10 protein-coding genes are annotated in these 13,170 nt (G+C 71.8%); 3 read left to right on the forward strand and 7 right to left on the reverse strand.

Going from position 1 to position 13,170, the window contains the following annotated elements:
- The first annotated feature begins 25 nt into the window (after positions 1 to 25).
- A complete protein-coding gene (locus GQQ95_RS06460; RefSeq protein WP_157426835.1) occupies positions 26 to 1,045 on the forward strand; it encodes a LacI family DNA-binding transcriptional regulator in 1,020 nt (339 codons plus the stop codon).
- Positions 1,046 to 1,094: 49 nt separating this feature from the next.
- On the opposite strand, the gene GQQ95_RS06465 is transcribed toward GQQ95_RS06460, so the two are convergent.
- The 3 genes from GQQ95_RS06465 to lplAB all read right to left on the reverse strand — a co-directional run bounded on the left by GQQ95_RS06465 (position 1,095) and on the right by lplAB (position 3,545).
- Positions 1,095 to 2,162, reverse strand: a complete 1,068-nt coding sequence (locus GQQ95_RS06465; RefSeq protein WP_157426836.1) for a DNA-methyltransferase — start codon at positions 2,160 to 2,162, stop codon at positions 1,095 to 1,097.
- Complete coding sequence (locus GQQ95_RS06470) at positions 2,110 to 2,430, reverse strand: hypothetical protein (RefSeq protein ID WP_157426837.1); 321 nt, start codon at positions 2,428 to 2,430, stop codon at positions 2,110 to 2,112. Before GQQ95_RS06470 ends, GQQ95_RS06465 begins: the two co-directional genes overlap by 53 nt.
- 65 nt (positions 2,431 to 2,495) lie before the next feature.
- A complete protein-coding gene (gene lplAB / locus GQQ95_RS06475) occupies positions 2,496 to 3,545 on the reverse strand; it encodes a lipoate-protein ligase LplAB (protein WP_157426838.1) in 1,050 nt (349 codons plus the stop codon).
- A gap of 58 nt (positions 3,546 to 3,603) precedes the next feature.
- Here lplAB and GQQ95_RS06480 point away from each other — a divergent pair, with 58 nt between their 5' ends.
- Positions 3,604 to 4,248: a histidine phosphatase family protein gene (locus tag GQQ95_RS06480; RefSeq protein WP_157426839.1), complete on the forward strand. Its 645-nt coding sequence runs from the start codon at positions 3,604 to 3,606 to the stop codon at positions 4,246 to 4,248.
- Between the two features lie 3 nt (positions 4,249 to 4,251).
- Here the strand turns inward: GQQ95_RS06480 and GQQ95_RS06485 are convergent, their stop codons facing one another.
- Positions 4,252 to 5,100: an alpha/beta hydrolase gene (locus GQQ95_RS06485; RefSeq protein WP_157426840.1), complete on the reverse strand. Its 849-nt coding sequence runs from the start codon at positions 5,098 to 5,100 to the stop codon at positions 4,252 to 4,254.
- 217 nt (positions 5,101 to 5,317) lie between these two features.
- Between GQQ95_RS06485 and GQQ95_RS06490 the strand changes: the two genes are divergently transcribed.
- Entirely contained in the window at positions 5,318 to 9,427 is a 4,110-nt protein-coding gene (locus tag GQQ95_RS06490) for an NPCBM/NEW2 domain-containing protein (protein WP_157426841.1), read from the forward strand.
- Between the two features lie 145 nt (positions 9,428 to 9,572).
- On the opposite strand, the gene GQQ95_RS06495 is transcribed toward GQQ95_RS06490, so the two are convergent.
- Genes GQQ95_RS06495 through GQQ95_RS06505 form a run of 3 tightly spaced genes read right to left on the reverse strand, consistent with a single transcriptional unit; the run spans position 9,573 to position 13,110 of the window.
- On the reverse strand, positions 9,573 to 10,418 hold the full coding sequence (locus GQQ95_RS06495; RefSeq protein WP_157426842.1) for a transglutaminase family protein: 846 nt from the start codon (positions 10,416 to 10,418) through the stop codon (positions 9,573 to 9,575).
- The gene (locus GQQ95_RS06500) at positions 10,415 to 11,344 is read right to left on the reverse strand and encodes an alpha-E domain-containing protein (protein WP_157426843.1); all 930 of its coding nucleotides are present in this window, start codon (positions 11,342 to 11,344) and stop codon (positions 10,415 to 10,417) included. Before GQQ95_RS06500 ends, GQQ95_RS06495 begins: the two co-directional genes overlap by 4 nt.
- Entirely contained in the window at positions 11,338 to 13,110 is a 1,773-nt protein-coding gene (locus GQQ95_RS06505; protein WP_157426844.1) for a circularly permuted type 2 ATP-grasp protein, read from the reverse strand. The genes GQQ95_RS06500 and GQQ95_RS06505 overlap by 7 nt, the downstream gene beginning before the upstream one ends.
- Positions 13,111 to 13,170 lie beyond the last annotated feature (60 nt).

Here is a 13,170-nt window from a genome sequence, read left to right on the forward strand (position 1 = left end):
GTCGATCGCAGGGAGGGGGCACGCGATGAGCACCGGCGGAGTCACCGGCCACGCGCCGACCCTCGAGATGGTCGCGGCCCGCGCCGGCGTCTCGAGGGCGACCGTGTCACGCGTCGTCAACGGCTCGCCGAAGGTGAGCCCCGACGTCGCCGAGGTCGTCCGCGAGGCCATCGCGGCCCTCAACTACGTGCCCAACCGCGCTGCCCGCTCGCTCGCGAGCCGGCGCACCCAGGCGATCGCCCTCGTCGTGCCCGAGTCGACGTCGCGCGTGTTCAACGACCCGTTCTTCGCGACGCTCGTGCAGGGCGTCGGCCTCGCCCTCGCGCCGACCGAGTACACCCTGTCGATGCTCATCGAGTCCGAGACGGGCAGTGAGAAGACGCGGCGTTACCTGCTCGGCGGCAATGTCGACGGCGCGCTCGTGGCCTCCCACCACACGGGCGACCACTCGTACGCGCACGTGAGCCAGTCGCTCCCGGTGGTGTTCGGCGGCCGCCCCCTCGACCCGACCGAGAGCGTCACCCACACGGTCGACGTCGACAACGCGCACGGCGCCGAGATCGCGACCCAGCACCTCATCGATCGCGGGCGGCAGCGCATCGCGACGATCGCCGGCCCGCAGGACATGCCTCCCGGCGTCGACCGCAAGCGCGGCTGGGCGACGGCGCTCGAGCGCGCCGGCCTGCCGGACGACGCCGTCGAGTACGGCGACTTCAGCCCGGCATCGGGCGCGATCGCCATGCGCCGCCTGCTCGAGCGCCATCCCGACCTCGACGCCGTGTTCGCGGCGAACGACCAGATGGCGATCGGCGCCTACTCGGCCATCGCCGACGCCGGACGCAGCATCCCCGGCGACGTGGCGATCGTCGGCTTCGACGACGACCGCTACGCGTCGACCGCGATGCCGCCGCTCACGACCGTGCACCAGCCCTCGCTCGAGATGGGCGCCGAGATGGCGCGCACGCTCGTGCGCATCATCGAGGGCGACGAGGTCGCGTCGACGACCCTCCTGCCCACGAGCCTCGTGATCCGCCAGTCGACCTGATCGAGCGGATGCCGCGGCGCGACGCCCGTGGAGGCCCTCGGCGCCCCGGCTACTCGACGGCCTCGACTCGCTCGACGGCCTCGGCCGGCTCGACGGCTCCGGTGGTGACGGCTTCGGTGGCGATGGCTTCGGCCGCGCCGTCCGCGCCCTCCTGGAACGCCACCCCCTCGATGTTCGCGAACCTGGCCCGCATCACGCCGATCGCCTCGGGGTTCTCGTCGACGAGCACGAAGCGCCGCCCGAGCGTCGCCGCGACGGCGCCCGTCGTGCCGGAGCCCGCGAAGAAGTCGAGCACCCAGTCGCCCTCCCGCGTCGACGCCTGCACGATGCGGCGGAGGATGCCCTCGGGCTTCTGCGTCGGATACCCCGTCTTCTCGCGCCCCGTCGGGGAGACGATCGTGTGCCACCAGACATCCGTCGGGAGCTTGCCGAGCTCGGCCTTCTCGGGCGTGACCAGGCCGGGCGCCATGTAGGGCTCGCGGTCGACGGCCGTCGAGTCGAACCAGTACGTCGAGGGGTTCTTCACGTAGACGAGGATCGTGTCGTGCTTGGTCGGCCACTTCCGCTTCGCCTTGGCCCCGTAGTCGTAGGCCCAGATGAGCTCGTTCAGGAAGCACTCCCGGCCGAACAGCGCGTCGAGCAGCACCTTCGCGTAGTGAGCCTCGCGGTAGTCGAGGTGCAGGTAGAGCGTGCCGTCGTCGGCGAGCAGCCGCCAGGCCTCGACGAGGCGCGGCTCGAGGAAGCCCCAGTAGTCGTCGAAGCGGTCGTCGTAGCGGAGCAGGTCGCCGCGGATCCGCTCGTAGCGCCGGCCCGCGAACCCGGTGATGGTCCCGGCGCCACCTCCGAACCCGGGCACGAGCTCGCCGTCATCCGTCGCCTCGACGCGGACGTGCCTGGTCGACTGCCGCTTCTGCGCGCGGCCCGTGTTGAACGGCGGGTCGAGGTAGACGAGCGTGAACGCTCCGTCGGGGAGGGTGGGCAGCACCGCGAGGTTGTCCGCGTGGATGATGCGGTCGGGCTCGTCGGGGGTCACGCGCTCCAGTCTGGCAGGGCGCGGGCTCGGGTCAGCGCTCGACGTCGAGGCGGATGCGGCCCTTGAACCGGTCGGGGTCGTCATCGTCGGCGTCGGCCGCGGCGTACGCGATGCCCTTGTCGCCGTCGCCGGGGACGGGGGCGGGCACGGGCAGGCGCGCCTGGCGGTCCTGCTCGACCTGCGCCTCGTACTTTCGCGGCGCGAAGACCTCGTCGCCGATCATCATGACGCCGCCGGAGCCCGATCCGCCGCGCTTCGTCTTGTCGGAGAGGTCGACCCACCCCCGCTTGATCGCGAGGGTCAGCACGGCCACGGCGAGCACGCCGATGCCGAGCCACATCCACCAGTCCATCCGGCGATTCTACCCGGCCTGGTGAGCCATCCTCACACGCGGCCCGGGCGCCCCTGGCGCGCGGACTACGGCACGCGCTGCAGCCACTCCTCGGTCGCGAACTTCGACTCGACGAGCGCCTCGGCCTCGGCGAGCTCGTCGGGCGACACGGTTCCGGGCGTCGCGCCGTACAGCGAGACGAAGGTCTGGATGAGCGCCTCGATGATCGCGGCCCGGCTGAGCCCGGTCTGCGATCGCAGGGGGTCCACGCGCTTGGCGGCCGACGCGATGCCCTTGTCGCTGATCTTCTCGCGCCCGATGCGCAGCACCTCGAGCATCTTCTCGTTGTCGAGGTCGTACGCCATGGTGACGTGGTGCAGCACGGCACCCGAGCCGAGCCGCTTCTGCGCGGCGCCGCCGATCTTGCCGAGCGGGCTCGCGATGTCGTTCAGGGGCTGGTAGGTGGCCTCGATGCCGATCGCGCGGAGCCCCTGCAGCACCCAGTCGTCGAGGAACGCGTAGGAGTCGGCGAAGCTCATGCCCTGCACGAGCTCGGCGGGCACGTAGAGCGAGTACGTGACGACGTTGCCCTTCTCCATCATCATCGCCCCGCCGCCCGAGATGCGGCGCACGACGTCGAAGCCGTTGCGCTCGGCACCCTCGGGGTCGACCTCGTTCCTCACGGACTGGAAGCTGCCGATGACGACGGCCGACTCGTCCCACTCCCAGAACCGGAGGGTCGGCTTGCGACGACCGTCGCCGACGCGGGTCGCGAGCACCTCGTCGAGGGCGAGGTGCAGTCGCGGCGACACGGCGGGGTCGTGCACGACCTCCCACTCGTAGTTCGCCCAGCTCGTGGCATCCGTCAGCGCACGTCGCACCGCGACCGCGATCGCCTCCGGCGAGAAGCCGAGCAGCACCGCGTCGGGACGGAGCGCGGCCGAGATCGCCCCGGCGATGGTCTTGGCATCGGATGCCGCGGCGAGGCCGTCGAGGGCGCCGTCGATGTCGCCGAGAGCCTCGTCGGGTTCGAGGAAGAAGTCGCCCGCGACGCGGGGCGAGCGGATGACGCCGTCGACGACGTCGAAGTCGACGACCACGAGCTTTCCGCCTGGGACCTTGTACTCACCGTGCATGAGGGACAGCCTACGGATGTCTCGGGCCGATGGGCCCGCGAATGCGTACGCTGGCGGGATGACGACGTTCTTCCTGGCCCGGCACGGCGAGACGGTGTGGCACGCGGAGCACCGCTACGCGGGGAACTCGGACGTCGCACTCACGCGGCACGGCCTCGGACAGGCGGCGGCGCTCGGCGCGTGGGCCGTCGACTCGCAGCTCGACGCGATCGTGGCCTCCCCGTTGAGCCGGGCGCAGCGCTCCGCCGCCCCCGCGGCCGAGACCACCGGGCTGGCCGTGCGCTCCGAGCCGCGGCTCGTGGAGATCGACTTCGGCGAGGCGGAGGGCCTGACGCCCGACGAGCTCACCGAGCGGTTCCCCGAGGAGTGGACGGCGTTCACCAGGGCGCCGGCGTCCAATCCGTTCCCCGGCGGCGAGACCGGCCGGGCCGGCATCGCCCGCGCCATCCCGGTGTTCGACGAGCTCGTCGAGGAGTTCCCCGACGGGCGGGTGCTGATCGTGGCGCACGCGACGCTCATCCGACTGCTGTTCTGCGAGCTCGCGGGCATGGATCCCGACGGCTACCGCGACCTGCTGCCGGTGCTCGGCAACTGCCACGTGACGACGATCGTCTACCCGTGGGCGACGGAGTCGGGCGCGGCCCACCATCCGCGCATCCGGCTGCTCGGTTACGACGTGCCGCCCTGGCACGCGAAGATGTAGCGATCAGTCGACCGCGAACCGCTCGTCCAGCCAGGCGACGAGGTCGCCGCGCACGTCTTCGCGGTTGGTCTCGTTGAACACCTCGTGCCTCGCATCGTCGTACACGATGAGGCTCACGTCGACGAGCCCCGAACGCCGGGCGTAGGCCTTCGCGAGCTTCACGGCGCTCCGCTCGCCGCCGAGGGTGTCGTCGGAGCCGACCATGATGAGCAGCGGCAGCTCGGCGGGCAGGCGCCTGGCCGGCAGCCCGAGCAGGCGCGCGGCGTCGACGGTGCCGAAGAGCTTCCGCAGTGGCACCTCGGTCGTGTACGGGTCGGCCATGAAGGCCGGGGCGACCTCGGGGTGCCGGCTGAGCCATTCGACGGGCGTGGGCCCGAGGTGCTTGTGCCTGGCGTTCAGGTCGCCGCCGTTCATGTCGAACAGGGTGCGATAGGCGGTGCCCGTGAGCACCACCGCGTCGTACTCGTCTGGATGCCGGTTGAGGATGATCTGCGCCATGAGCGAGCCCCATGAGTGCCCCAGCAGCACGAGCGGCAGCTCGTCACCCTCGGTCTCGCGGATGACGCCGGTGAACCGGTGCACGTCCTCGATCGTGGCGCGGAGGCCGCCGGGGCCCAGCCGACCCATGCGATCGAGGTCGCCGCCGTGCTGCTCGAACCCGGTCTGCCCGTGGCCGCGATGGTCATCGGCCCACACCGAGTAGCCCGCCGCGTTCAGCGCCTCGACGAGCTCGCCGTAGCGCCCGACGTGCTCCCCCACGCCGTGCACGAGCTGCACCACCGCCGTCGGCTCGGGGACCCGCCACGTCCGGTAGTGGATGTGGACCCCGTGCGCATCGGTGAACGTCGGCATGCGGCCATTGTGGCAGCCGCCCCGAGCCGTGCACACCCCATCGGCCCGGTCGGTCTCGCGCGTGTTCGGCCGCGCGCCGAACACCGCGACCGCCCCGCGCGGATTCGTCACCCGATCCCGCGGAAACACTTGACCGCGATGAAAGCAAGCTGATTCTATATGAACGTTTCGTGAGTCTTCAATCATTATCAATCAGCGATGTGAAAGTGAGTCACCGATGATCCACGCCCGGGAACACCGCAGACGCCGCACGGCGAATGCACTCGCCGTCGGTCTGGCCGCCGCCGTCGCGGCCGTGAGCGTCGGCCTCGCTCCGACCCTGGCGCCGGATGCCGCGACGGCCGCCCCGGCCGAGACGGCCCTCGCGGCCGCGACGACGCCCATCCAGCCCAAGCCCGTGACCCCGGAGGTCCCGGTCGACGCCGCAGGCAGCGGCATCGGCGCCATCACCGGCGTCGAGCAGGACGGCGCGAGCGTCACGCTGACCGCCGAGTCGGGCGCGATGCGCGTCACCTTCCTCGACGCGGGCACGTTCCGCTTCGAAGCCGACCCGAGCGGCGAGTTCACCGACCCGGCCAACACGCCGCAGGGCGACCCCGCCCGCACGGCGGACATCGTCGTCGGCACAGCGGACTTCGACGGCGCCGAGATCGCCGTCGCCGACGCCGACCCGATCACCATCGCCACGGGTGACGTGACGATCTCCATCGACCGGGCGACGACGCGCTCGAGCGCGACGCGCGCCGACGGCACCGTGCTCTGGGCCGAGTCGGCCCCCATCACCTTCGGCGGCTCCTCCGCCACCCAGCACCTCGCCCCGGTCGACGGCGAGCAGTTCATCGGCGGCGGCATGCAGAACGGCCGCTCGGTGCACACCGGAGCGACGATCAACATCGCCCGCAACTTCGACTGGGACGACGACGGCTACCCCAACGCGGTGCCGTACTACATGTCCTCCACCGGCTACGGCGTTCTCCGCAACACCTTCGCCCGCGGGAGCTACGACTTCGCGGCCGGGACCACGACCCACGAGGAGCGGCGCTTCGACGCGTACTACTTCGCCGGCGACTACAAGCAGTCCCTCGAGTCGTACACCAGGCTCACGGGCCGGCCGATGATGCCGCCCGTCTACGCGCTCGAGTACGGCGACGCCGACTGCTACAACCGCGCGAACCCGACCTACTCGGGCAGCCGGGTCGAGTCCAAGCTCCACACGCCGCAGGCCCTCGACTTCGCGAAGGACTTCGTCGAGAACGACATGCCCGGCGGCTGGATGCTCGTGAACGACGGCTACGGCTGCGAGTACGAGGCGCTGCCCGAGACCGTCGACGTCATCGAGGCCGAGACGGGCCTGAAGGTCGGCCTCTGGACGCAGCGCTCGCTCACGAACCAGGAGTACGAGGTCGGCGAGGCCGGCGTCCGTCTGCGCAAGCTCGACGTCGCCTGGGTCGGCCAGGGCTACCGCCAGGCCCTGACCGGCTGCGAGGCGGCCCACGGCGGCATCGAGCAGTACTCGGACGCCCGCGGCACCTCCCTCATGGTCGAGGGCTGGGCCGGGTCCCAGCGCTGCGGCATGCAGTGGACGGGCGACCACAGCGGCGACCTCGACGCGGTGCGCTGGCAGGTCTCCGCGCTCACGGGCGCCGGCAACTCCGGCCTCGCCTTCTCCACCGGCGATGTCGACGGCATCTTCGGCGGCTCGAGCGAGAGCTACGTCCGCGACCTGCAATGGAAGGCGTTCGCTCCCGCGCTCTACTCGATGAGCGGCTGGGCCCAGACCGACAAGCGGCCGTGGCTGTACGGCGAGGAGGCCACGGAGATCAACCGCGACTACCTCCAGCTCCGCCAGCGCCTGATGCCGTACATCTACACGCTGGCCGAGGAGTCGCACCGCACGGGCGTGCCGATGATGCGGTCCATCGCGCTCGAGTACCCGGGCGACCCCGGCGCGTACAGCGCCGAGGCGAACACCGAGTTCCTGCTCGGCGAGGACTACCTCGTCGCGCCGGTCTTCACCGACTCGGACGTGCGCAACGGCATCTACCTGCCGGCGGGCGACCAGTGGGTCGACTACTGGACGGGCACGGTCCACCAGGGCGGAAAGGTCGTGAACGGCCACCCGGCTCCGCTCGACCGGCTGCCGATCTTCGTGCGCGCCGGAGCGGTCGTGCCGCAGGGCATCACCGCCCGCAACGCCTCGCTCGTCCCCGAGGACTCGCCCATCACGCTGACGACGTACCCGCAGGGCGACAGCGCGTTCACGCTCTACGAGGACGACAAGACGACCAGGGCCCACACTGGCGGGGAGTCCAGCCACCAGGCCTTCGAGGTGCGCGCTCCCGGCGCCGCCGAGGAGGGCGACGTCACGATCGACCTCGGGTCGCGCGAGGGCGAGTACGACGGCAAGGCCGCGGAACGCGGCTACCGCCTCGAGGTGCACACGGGCTCCGAGCCGGCCACGGTCGAGCTGGACGGCGACGCGCTCGAGCAGGTCGACGACATCGACGCGCTCGAGGGCCGCACGGGCTGGGCGTACGACGGCGACCGCACCGGCGGCGTCGTGGTGGTCTCGACCGGGCGGCTGGCATCGGATGCCTCGGCGCAGGTCGTGCTCACCGGCACGAGCGCCGTCGGCGGTCGGGACCAGGACGCCTCCGCGGCATCCGTCGACGTCGCCCTCGACGCCCAGGTCTTCCAGGGCGAGCAGACGACGGCCACGGCCACCTTCACGAACACCGGCTCGGCCGCGAAGGACGGCGTGGTGCTCACGCCGGCGCTGCCCGAGGGCTGGACCATCGTGTCCGCGACCGGCGACCGCGCCGAGCGCGTGGAGCCCGGCGGGTCGATCACGGCCGAGTTCGTGCTCGAGGTGACCGCCGAGTCCGGGGCCGACCTGCAGACCGTGGCGGTGGCCGCCGCGTACACCTCTGCCTCGGGGCAGCAGGTCGAGGTCACGGGCGCGAACCAGATGTACGTCGCCTACGGCTCGCTGCAGGGCGCGTTCAACGCGGTCTCCATCACCGACCTCGAGACCGCGACCGCCGGCAACTTCGACGGCGGCGGCGCCTCCTTCTCGAAGGCGGCCCTCGAACAGGCGGGCGTCACCCCCGGCGGCGCCGTGACCGTGGGCACCGGGGACTCGGCCATCGAGTACACGTGGCCGACGCCGGTCGGCGAGCCGAACTCGGTCACGCCCGCGGGCCAGCTGATCCGGCTGAACGGGCAGGGCACGCACCTGGCCGTCCTCGGCTCGGCCGCGACGGGCGCGGGCGTCTCGCCCGAGCTCACGCTCACCTACACCGACGGCACCGTGGCGAAGGAACGGGTGTACTTCCCGAACTGGCTGCTGCAGGCCTCGGGGCTGCAGGGGGCGACCGTGGCGATCACGTCGATGGGACGCAACAGCGCGACCAACCCCGACGTGTACGAGTACCCGACCGGCAAGTACCAGGTGTACTCGAACCTGCTTCGCCTGAACCCGGGCAAGGAGCTCGCCTCGGTGCAGCTGCCGAACGAGAGTCGGGTGAAGTTCTTCGACTGGCAGGTCGTCGAGCAGCCGATGCCCGAGACGCCGACCGGCGAGGCCTGGGTCTCCGACCTCGACTGGATCAGCGCGACCAACGGCTGGGGCGTCATCGGCAAGGACGTCGCGAACAAGGACTCGGCGAGCTCGCCGGACCTGCCCCTGAAGGTCAACTACACCGACCCGGACACCGGCGAGTCCCCGGTGTACGAGAAGGGGCTCGGCGTGCACGCGCAGTCCAAGATCACCTACTACGTGGGTGGGAAGTGCTCGGCGTTCACGGCGCAGGTGGGGCTCGAGTCCGGCTTCAGCGGCAACGTCATCTTCAAGGTCGACGCCGACGGCGCCAACCGCTACCAGTCCCGCACCTTCACCCCCGGCTTCGCGCCGGAGTCGGTGGACGTCGACCTCGAGGGCGTGCAGTACGTCGACCTCATCGTCGAGGCGCCGGGCAGCATCAACGGCGCCCATGGCATCTGGGGCGACGCGAAGTTCAGCTGCGATGACGCCGGGCCGACCGGGCCGGAGGTGACGGCGACCGTCGGCACCAAGTGCCTCGGGTCGAAGGCCTACGTGACCGTGAAGGCGACGAACGAGGACGGCGCGCCGGTCTCGGTGAAGCTCACCTCGCCGTACGGCGAGAAGTCCTTCGCGTCGGTCGACGCCGGCAAGAACGCGACGCACTCCTTCACGACGCGCGAGAAGTCGGTGCCCGCCGGCTCGGTCACGATCGAGGCGACGCGGACGTCCGACGGCGGGGTCAGCTCCCAGGTCGTGGCGTACGACGCCCGCGACTGCGGCTGATCGTTCCGAGGACGGCCGGCTGGCCGGACGGATGCCCCGGGTCGCTTCTGCGGCCCGGGGCATCGCCCTGCTCGCGGCATCCGCTCGGCCGGGCTCGGCGGCGACATCCGCTCGGCCGTGGCCTCCGTCCGGGGAGGACCGCCGCTCAGGCGACGCGGGTGATCTCCACCGAGACGAACAGCTCGGATGCCCCGGGCCCGGCGTACACGCCGCGCAGTGGCGGCACGTCGCTGTAGTCGCGCCCGCGGCCGACGAGCACGTGCCGGTCGCCGATCTCGACGAGGTTCGTCGGGTCGTAGCCGCGCCACTCCCCCGCGAACCACTCGACCCAGGCATGCGACTCGCCCACGACGGTCTCGTCGACGGATGCCTCGGGGTCGGGGTGCAGGTAGCCCGAGACGTACCGCGCCGGGATGCCCGCCGAGCGCAACGCGCCCAGTGCGACGTGCGCGATGTCCTGGCAGACGCCCTTGCGCTCGGTCCACGCCTCGGCGGCCGTCGAGTGCACGCCCGTGACGCCGCGCATGTACTCCATCGAGGAGCCGACCGCCCGGCAGATCTCGAGCGCCGTCTCGCCGACGCCGCCGCCCTCGGCCCTGATCTCCGCGGCGAGCGCGCGAACCTCCTCGGGCGGCTCCGTGGCTCGCGACCGGCCGCTCGCCTCGACGAGCCCGACCGTGGAGGTCGCCGTCGTGGCCAGCTGGTCCCAGGCGAGCTCGGTCCGCGGCAGCGGCCGCGGGTGCACCTCGACGAGGCTCGTCGCCGTGACCGAGAGCTCGCGGTGGGGGGTGAGCACCTCGAACGTCGAGACCCGCGTGCCCCAGTAGTCGAGGTAGGAGTGCTGGCTCGCGCCCGGCCGGATGTCGAGGCCGGCCTGCATGACGAACTGGTGCCCGTCGGAGTGCGGCAGCATGCGCGCCTCGTTGTACGACGCCGTCGCCGGCTCGGCGTAGGTGAAGCCCGTGCGGTGCACGATCCTGATGCGGCTCATGAGACCTCTCCGATCCAGACGGGCACGACGCTCGTCGGGAAGTACCTCGCCCTGATCGCCTCGCTCGCCGACGAGGTCACCGCCTGCAGGTGCTCCATGTTGCCCGTCAGGTCGACGAGGATCTCGGAGATCGGGCGGTACTCGAGCTCGGAGCGGATCTGCCCGAGGAGCCGGCGCGCCTGGTCGGTGACGCCCACGCGTCCCGCGCGCGGGTCGATCTCCCGCAGGGACTCCTCGGCCCGGATGACGCTCGAGATGATCGAGCGCGGGAACAGGCGGTCGAGCAGGAGGAACTCCGCCGCCGACTCGCTCGAGGGCACGCCGCGGTAGCTCCGCAGGTAGGGCTCGTAGCCGCCGCAGCTGCGAAGGATGGTCGTCCAGCTGGGTCCGCTCGCCTCGGTGAGCGACCGGGTGGCGAGCAGGCGCGCGGTCATGTCCGCCCGCTCGATCGCCCGGCCCAGCGCGAAGAAGTGCCAGGCCTCGTCGCGGCTGGTCGCGGAGTCGACGACCCCGATCGCGAGCGCCGACCGGTCGCGGACCCACCGGAAGAACTCGTGGGTCTTGTCGCCGGCGACGCGTCGCGGCATCCGGGCGTTCGTGTGGTTCAGGGCCTCCCAGAGCTCGGTCGAGACGATCTCCCGGGCGCGGCGGGCGTTCTCGCGAGCGGCGGCGACGGAGTGCGCGATGGACGCCGGATGCTTCGGGTCGACGGCCAGCAGGGCGATGACGTCCGCCCGTCCGAGCGGTTCCTCGGGGTGCGCCTCGCTGCCCATGACGGAGAGCAGGGCGCGGCACGCGGTGTCCTCGTCGATCCACGGGTCCTCGAGGAGCAGTTGCAGGTGCACGTCGAGGATGCGCGCGGTGCCGTCGCTGCGCTCGATGTAGCGGCCGATCCAGAACAGCGACTCGGCGATGCGGCTCAGCATGGTGCACTCCTCTCGACGGCCTGCTGTTGCTGTTGCTGCTGCTGCTGGCGGATCGGGGCGTCCTCGTCCTGCGGCGACGAGGTGACCGGGGACGAGCGGTGCAGCGGTTCGGCCGATGCGGATGCCGCGGCGGGAGCGGACCCGGATGCCGCAGCGCCGGCCGAGGCGCCGCCGTGAAGCCCGGTCGCCGGAGCCGTGTTCGGCGAGGCCTGGTCGGCGACGAGCGCCCCGACGTTGCGGCTCGTCGCCGCGGCGGCGGCCGCCAACCGCAGGCCGGCGGTGTCCGTCAGCGCCGTGGCGGACTCGAGCACCCACGTGTCCTTCGACCCGCCGCCCTGGCTGGAGTTCACGACCAGCCGCCCCTCGGGCAGCGCGACGCGGGTGAGGCCGCCGGGGAGCACCCACACCTCCGAGCCGTCGTTGACCGCGAACGGCCGCAGGTCGGCGTGACGCGGCCGCAGGCCGTCCTCCACGAGGGTCGGGATGGTCGAGAGCTGCACCACGGGCTGCGCGATCCAGCCGCGGGGGTCGGCGAGCAGCCGCATCCGCAGTTCGTCCAGCTCGGCCTTCGAGGCATCCGGACCGATGACGAGGCCCTTGCCGCCCGAACCGTCGACGGGTTTGACGACGAGCTCGTCGAGCCGGTCGAGCACCTCGGCGAGCGCGTCGGGCTCCTCGAGGCGCCAGGTGTCGACGTTCGGGAGGATCGGCTCCTCGCCGAGGTAGTAGCGGATGAGCTCGGGCACGTACGTGTAGACGAGCTTGTCGTCGGCCACGCCGTTGCCGACCGCGTTCGCGATGGTGACGTGGCCGAGCCGCGCCGCGAGCATGAGGCCGGGGGCGCCGAGCACCGAGTCGGGCCGGAACTGCTGCGGGTCCAGGAACTCGTCGTCGACCCGGCGGTAGATGACGTCGACGCGGGTCGGGCCGGCGGTCGTGTGCATCCACACGCGCCCGCCGGAGCAGAACAGGTCGCGGCCCTCGACGAGCTCGACGCCCATGAGCCGGGCGAGCAGCGTGTGCTCGAAATAGGCGGAGTTATGCACGCCCGGCGTCAGCACCACGACCGTCGGATCCTCGGTGCCCTCCGGTGCGCTCGCACGGAGCGCCTGCAGGAGCCGGTTCGGGTACTCGCCCACGGGTCGCACGCGCATCGAGGTGAAGAGCTCGGGCAGCGTCTGCGCCATCACCCGACGGTTCGAGATGACGTAGCTGACGCCGCTCGGCACGCGCACGTTGTCCTCGAGCACGCGCCAGTCGCCCTGCTCGTCGCGGATCAGGTCGATGCCGGCGACGTGGATGCGCACGCCGTTCGCGCTCACGATGCCGGCCGCCTGGCGGTGGTAGTGCGTCGACGAGCTGATGAGCGCCGCCGGGATCACGCCGTCGCGGACGGCGAGCTGCGGGCCGTAGACGTCGGCGAGGAACCGCTCGAGCGCCCGAACCCGCTGGGCGACGCCCGCCTCGGCACGGCCCCAGTCGGATGCCGCGATCACCCGCGGAACCGCGTCGAGGGGGAACGGCCGCTCCTCCCCGGCGAAGTCGAAGGTGACGCCCTGCGCGAGGTAGGAGCTCGCGAGCGCCTCCGTTCGACCGCGGAGCTCGTCCTGCGACATCCGCGACAGGGCCGGGTAGAGCTCGCGATACGGCTCGCGGACCTCGGCCGTGCCGTCGGGGAACATCTCGTCCCATGGGCGCCCCGCGCGGCGCCGCCGACGCGCCGCGTTCGTGCCGCCCGTGGCGTATCCGTCGAAGAGGGTTGCCATGACGAGAGAATTCCACTCCGCGGTTTCCGGGCTGTTTCCATCGTGCGTCGTGCCCGAGCG

Origin of the sequence: Agromyces salentinus, from assembly GCF_009749395.1 — a bacterium.
Classification (GTDB): domain Bacteria; phylum Actinomycetota; class Actinomycetes; order Actinomycetales; family Microbacteriaceae; genus Agromyces; species Agromyces salentinus.

Excerpts from the sequence above, each read along its gene's own strand:
- GQQ95_RS06495 (WP_157426842.1), bottom strand. The coding sequence starts at position 10,418 with ATGAGCCGCATCAGGATCGTGCACCGCACGGGCTTCACCTACGCCGAG.
- GQQ95_RS06485 (WP_157426840.1), bottom strand. The coding sequence starts at position 5,100 with ATGCCGACGTTCACCGATGCGCACGGGGTCCACATCCACTACCGGACG.
- GQQ95_RS06470 (WP_157426837.1), bottom strand. The coding sequence starts at position 2,430 with ATGGACTGGTGGATGTGGCTCGGCATCGGCGTGCTCGCCGTGGCCGTG.
- lplAB (WP_157426838.1), bottom strand. The coding sequence starts at position 3,545 with ATGCACGGTGAGTACAAGGTCCCAGGCGGAAAGCTCGTGGTCGTCGAC.
- GQQ95_RS06480 (WP_157426839.1), top strand. The coding sequence starts at position 3,604 with ATGACGACGTTCTTCCTGGCCCGGCACGGCGAGACGGTGTGGCACGCG.
- GQQ95_RS06505 (WP_157426844.1), bottom strand. The coding sequence starts at position 13,110 with ATGGCAACCCTCTTCGACGGATACGCCACGGGCGGCACGAACGCGGCG.
- GQQ95_RS06490 (WP_157426841.1), top strand. The coding sequence starts at position 5,318 with ATGATCCACGCCCGGGAACACCGCAGACGCCGCACGGCGAATGCACTC.
- GQQ95_RS06465 (WP_157426836.1), bottom strand. The coding sequence starts at position 2,162 with ATGACGACCCCGACCGGTTCAAGGGCCGCATCCGCCTCGACGTCGAGC.
- GQQ95_RS06500 (WP_157426843.1), bottom strand. The coding sequence starts at position 11,344 with ATGCTGAGCCGCATCGCCGAGTCGCTGTTCTGGATCGGCCGCTACATC.
- GQQ95_RS06460 (WP_157426835.1), top strand. The coding sequence starts at position 26 with ATGAGCACCGGCGGAGTCACCGGCCACGCGCCGACCCTCGAGATGGTC.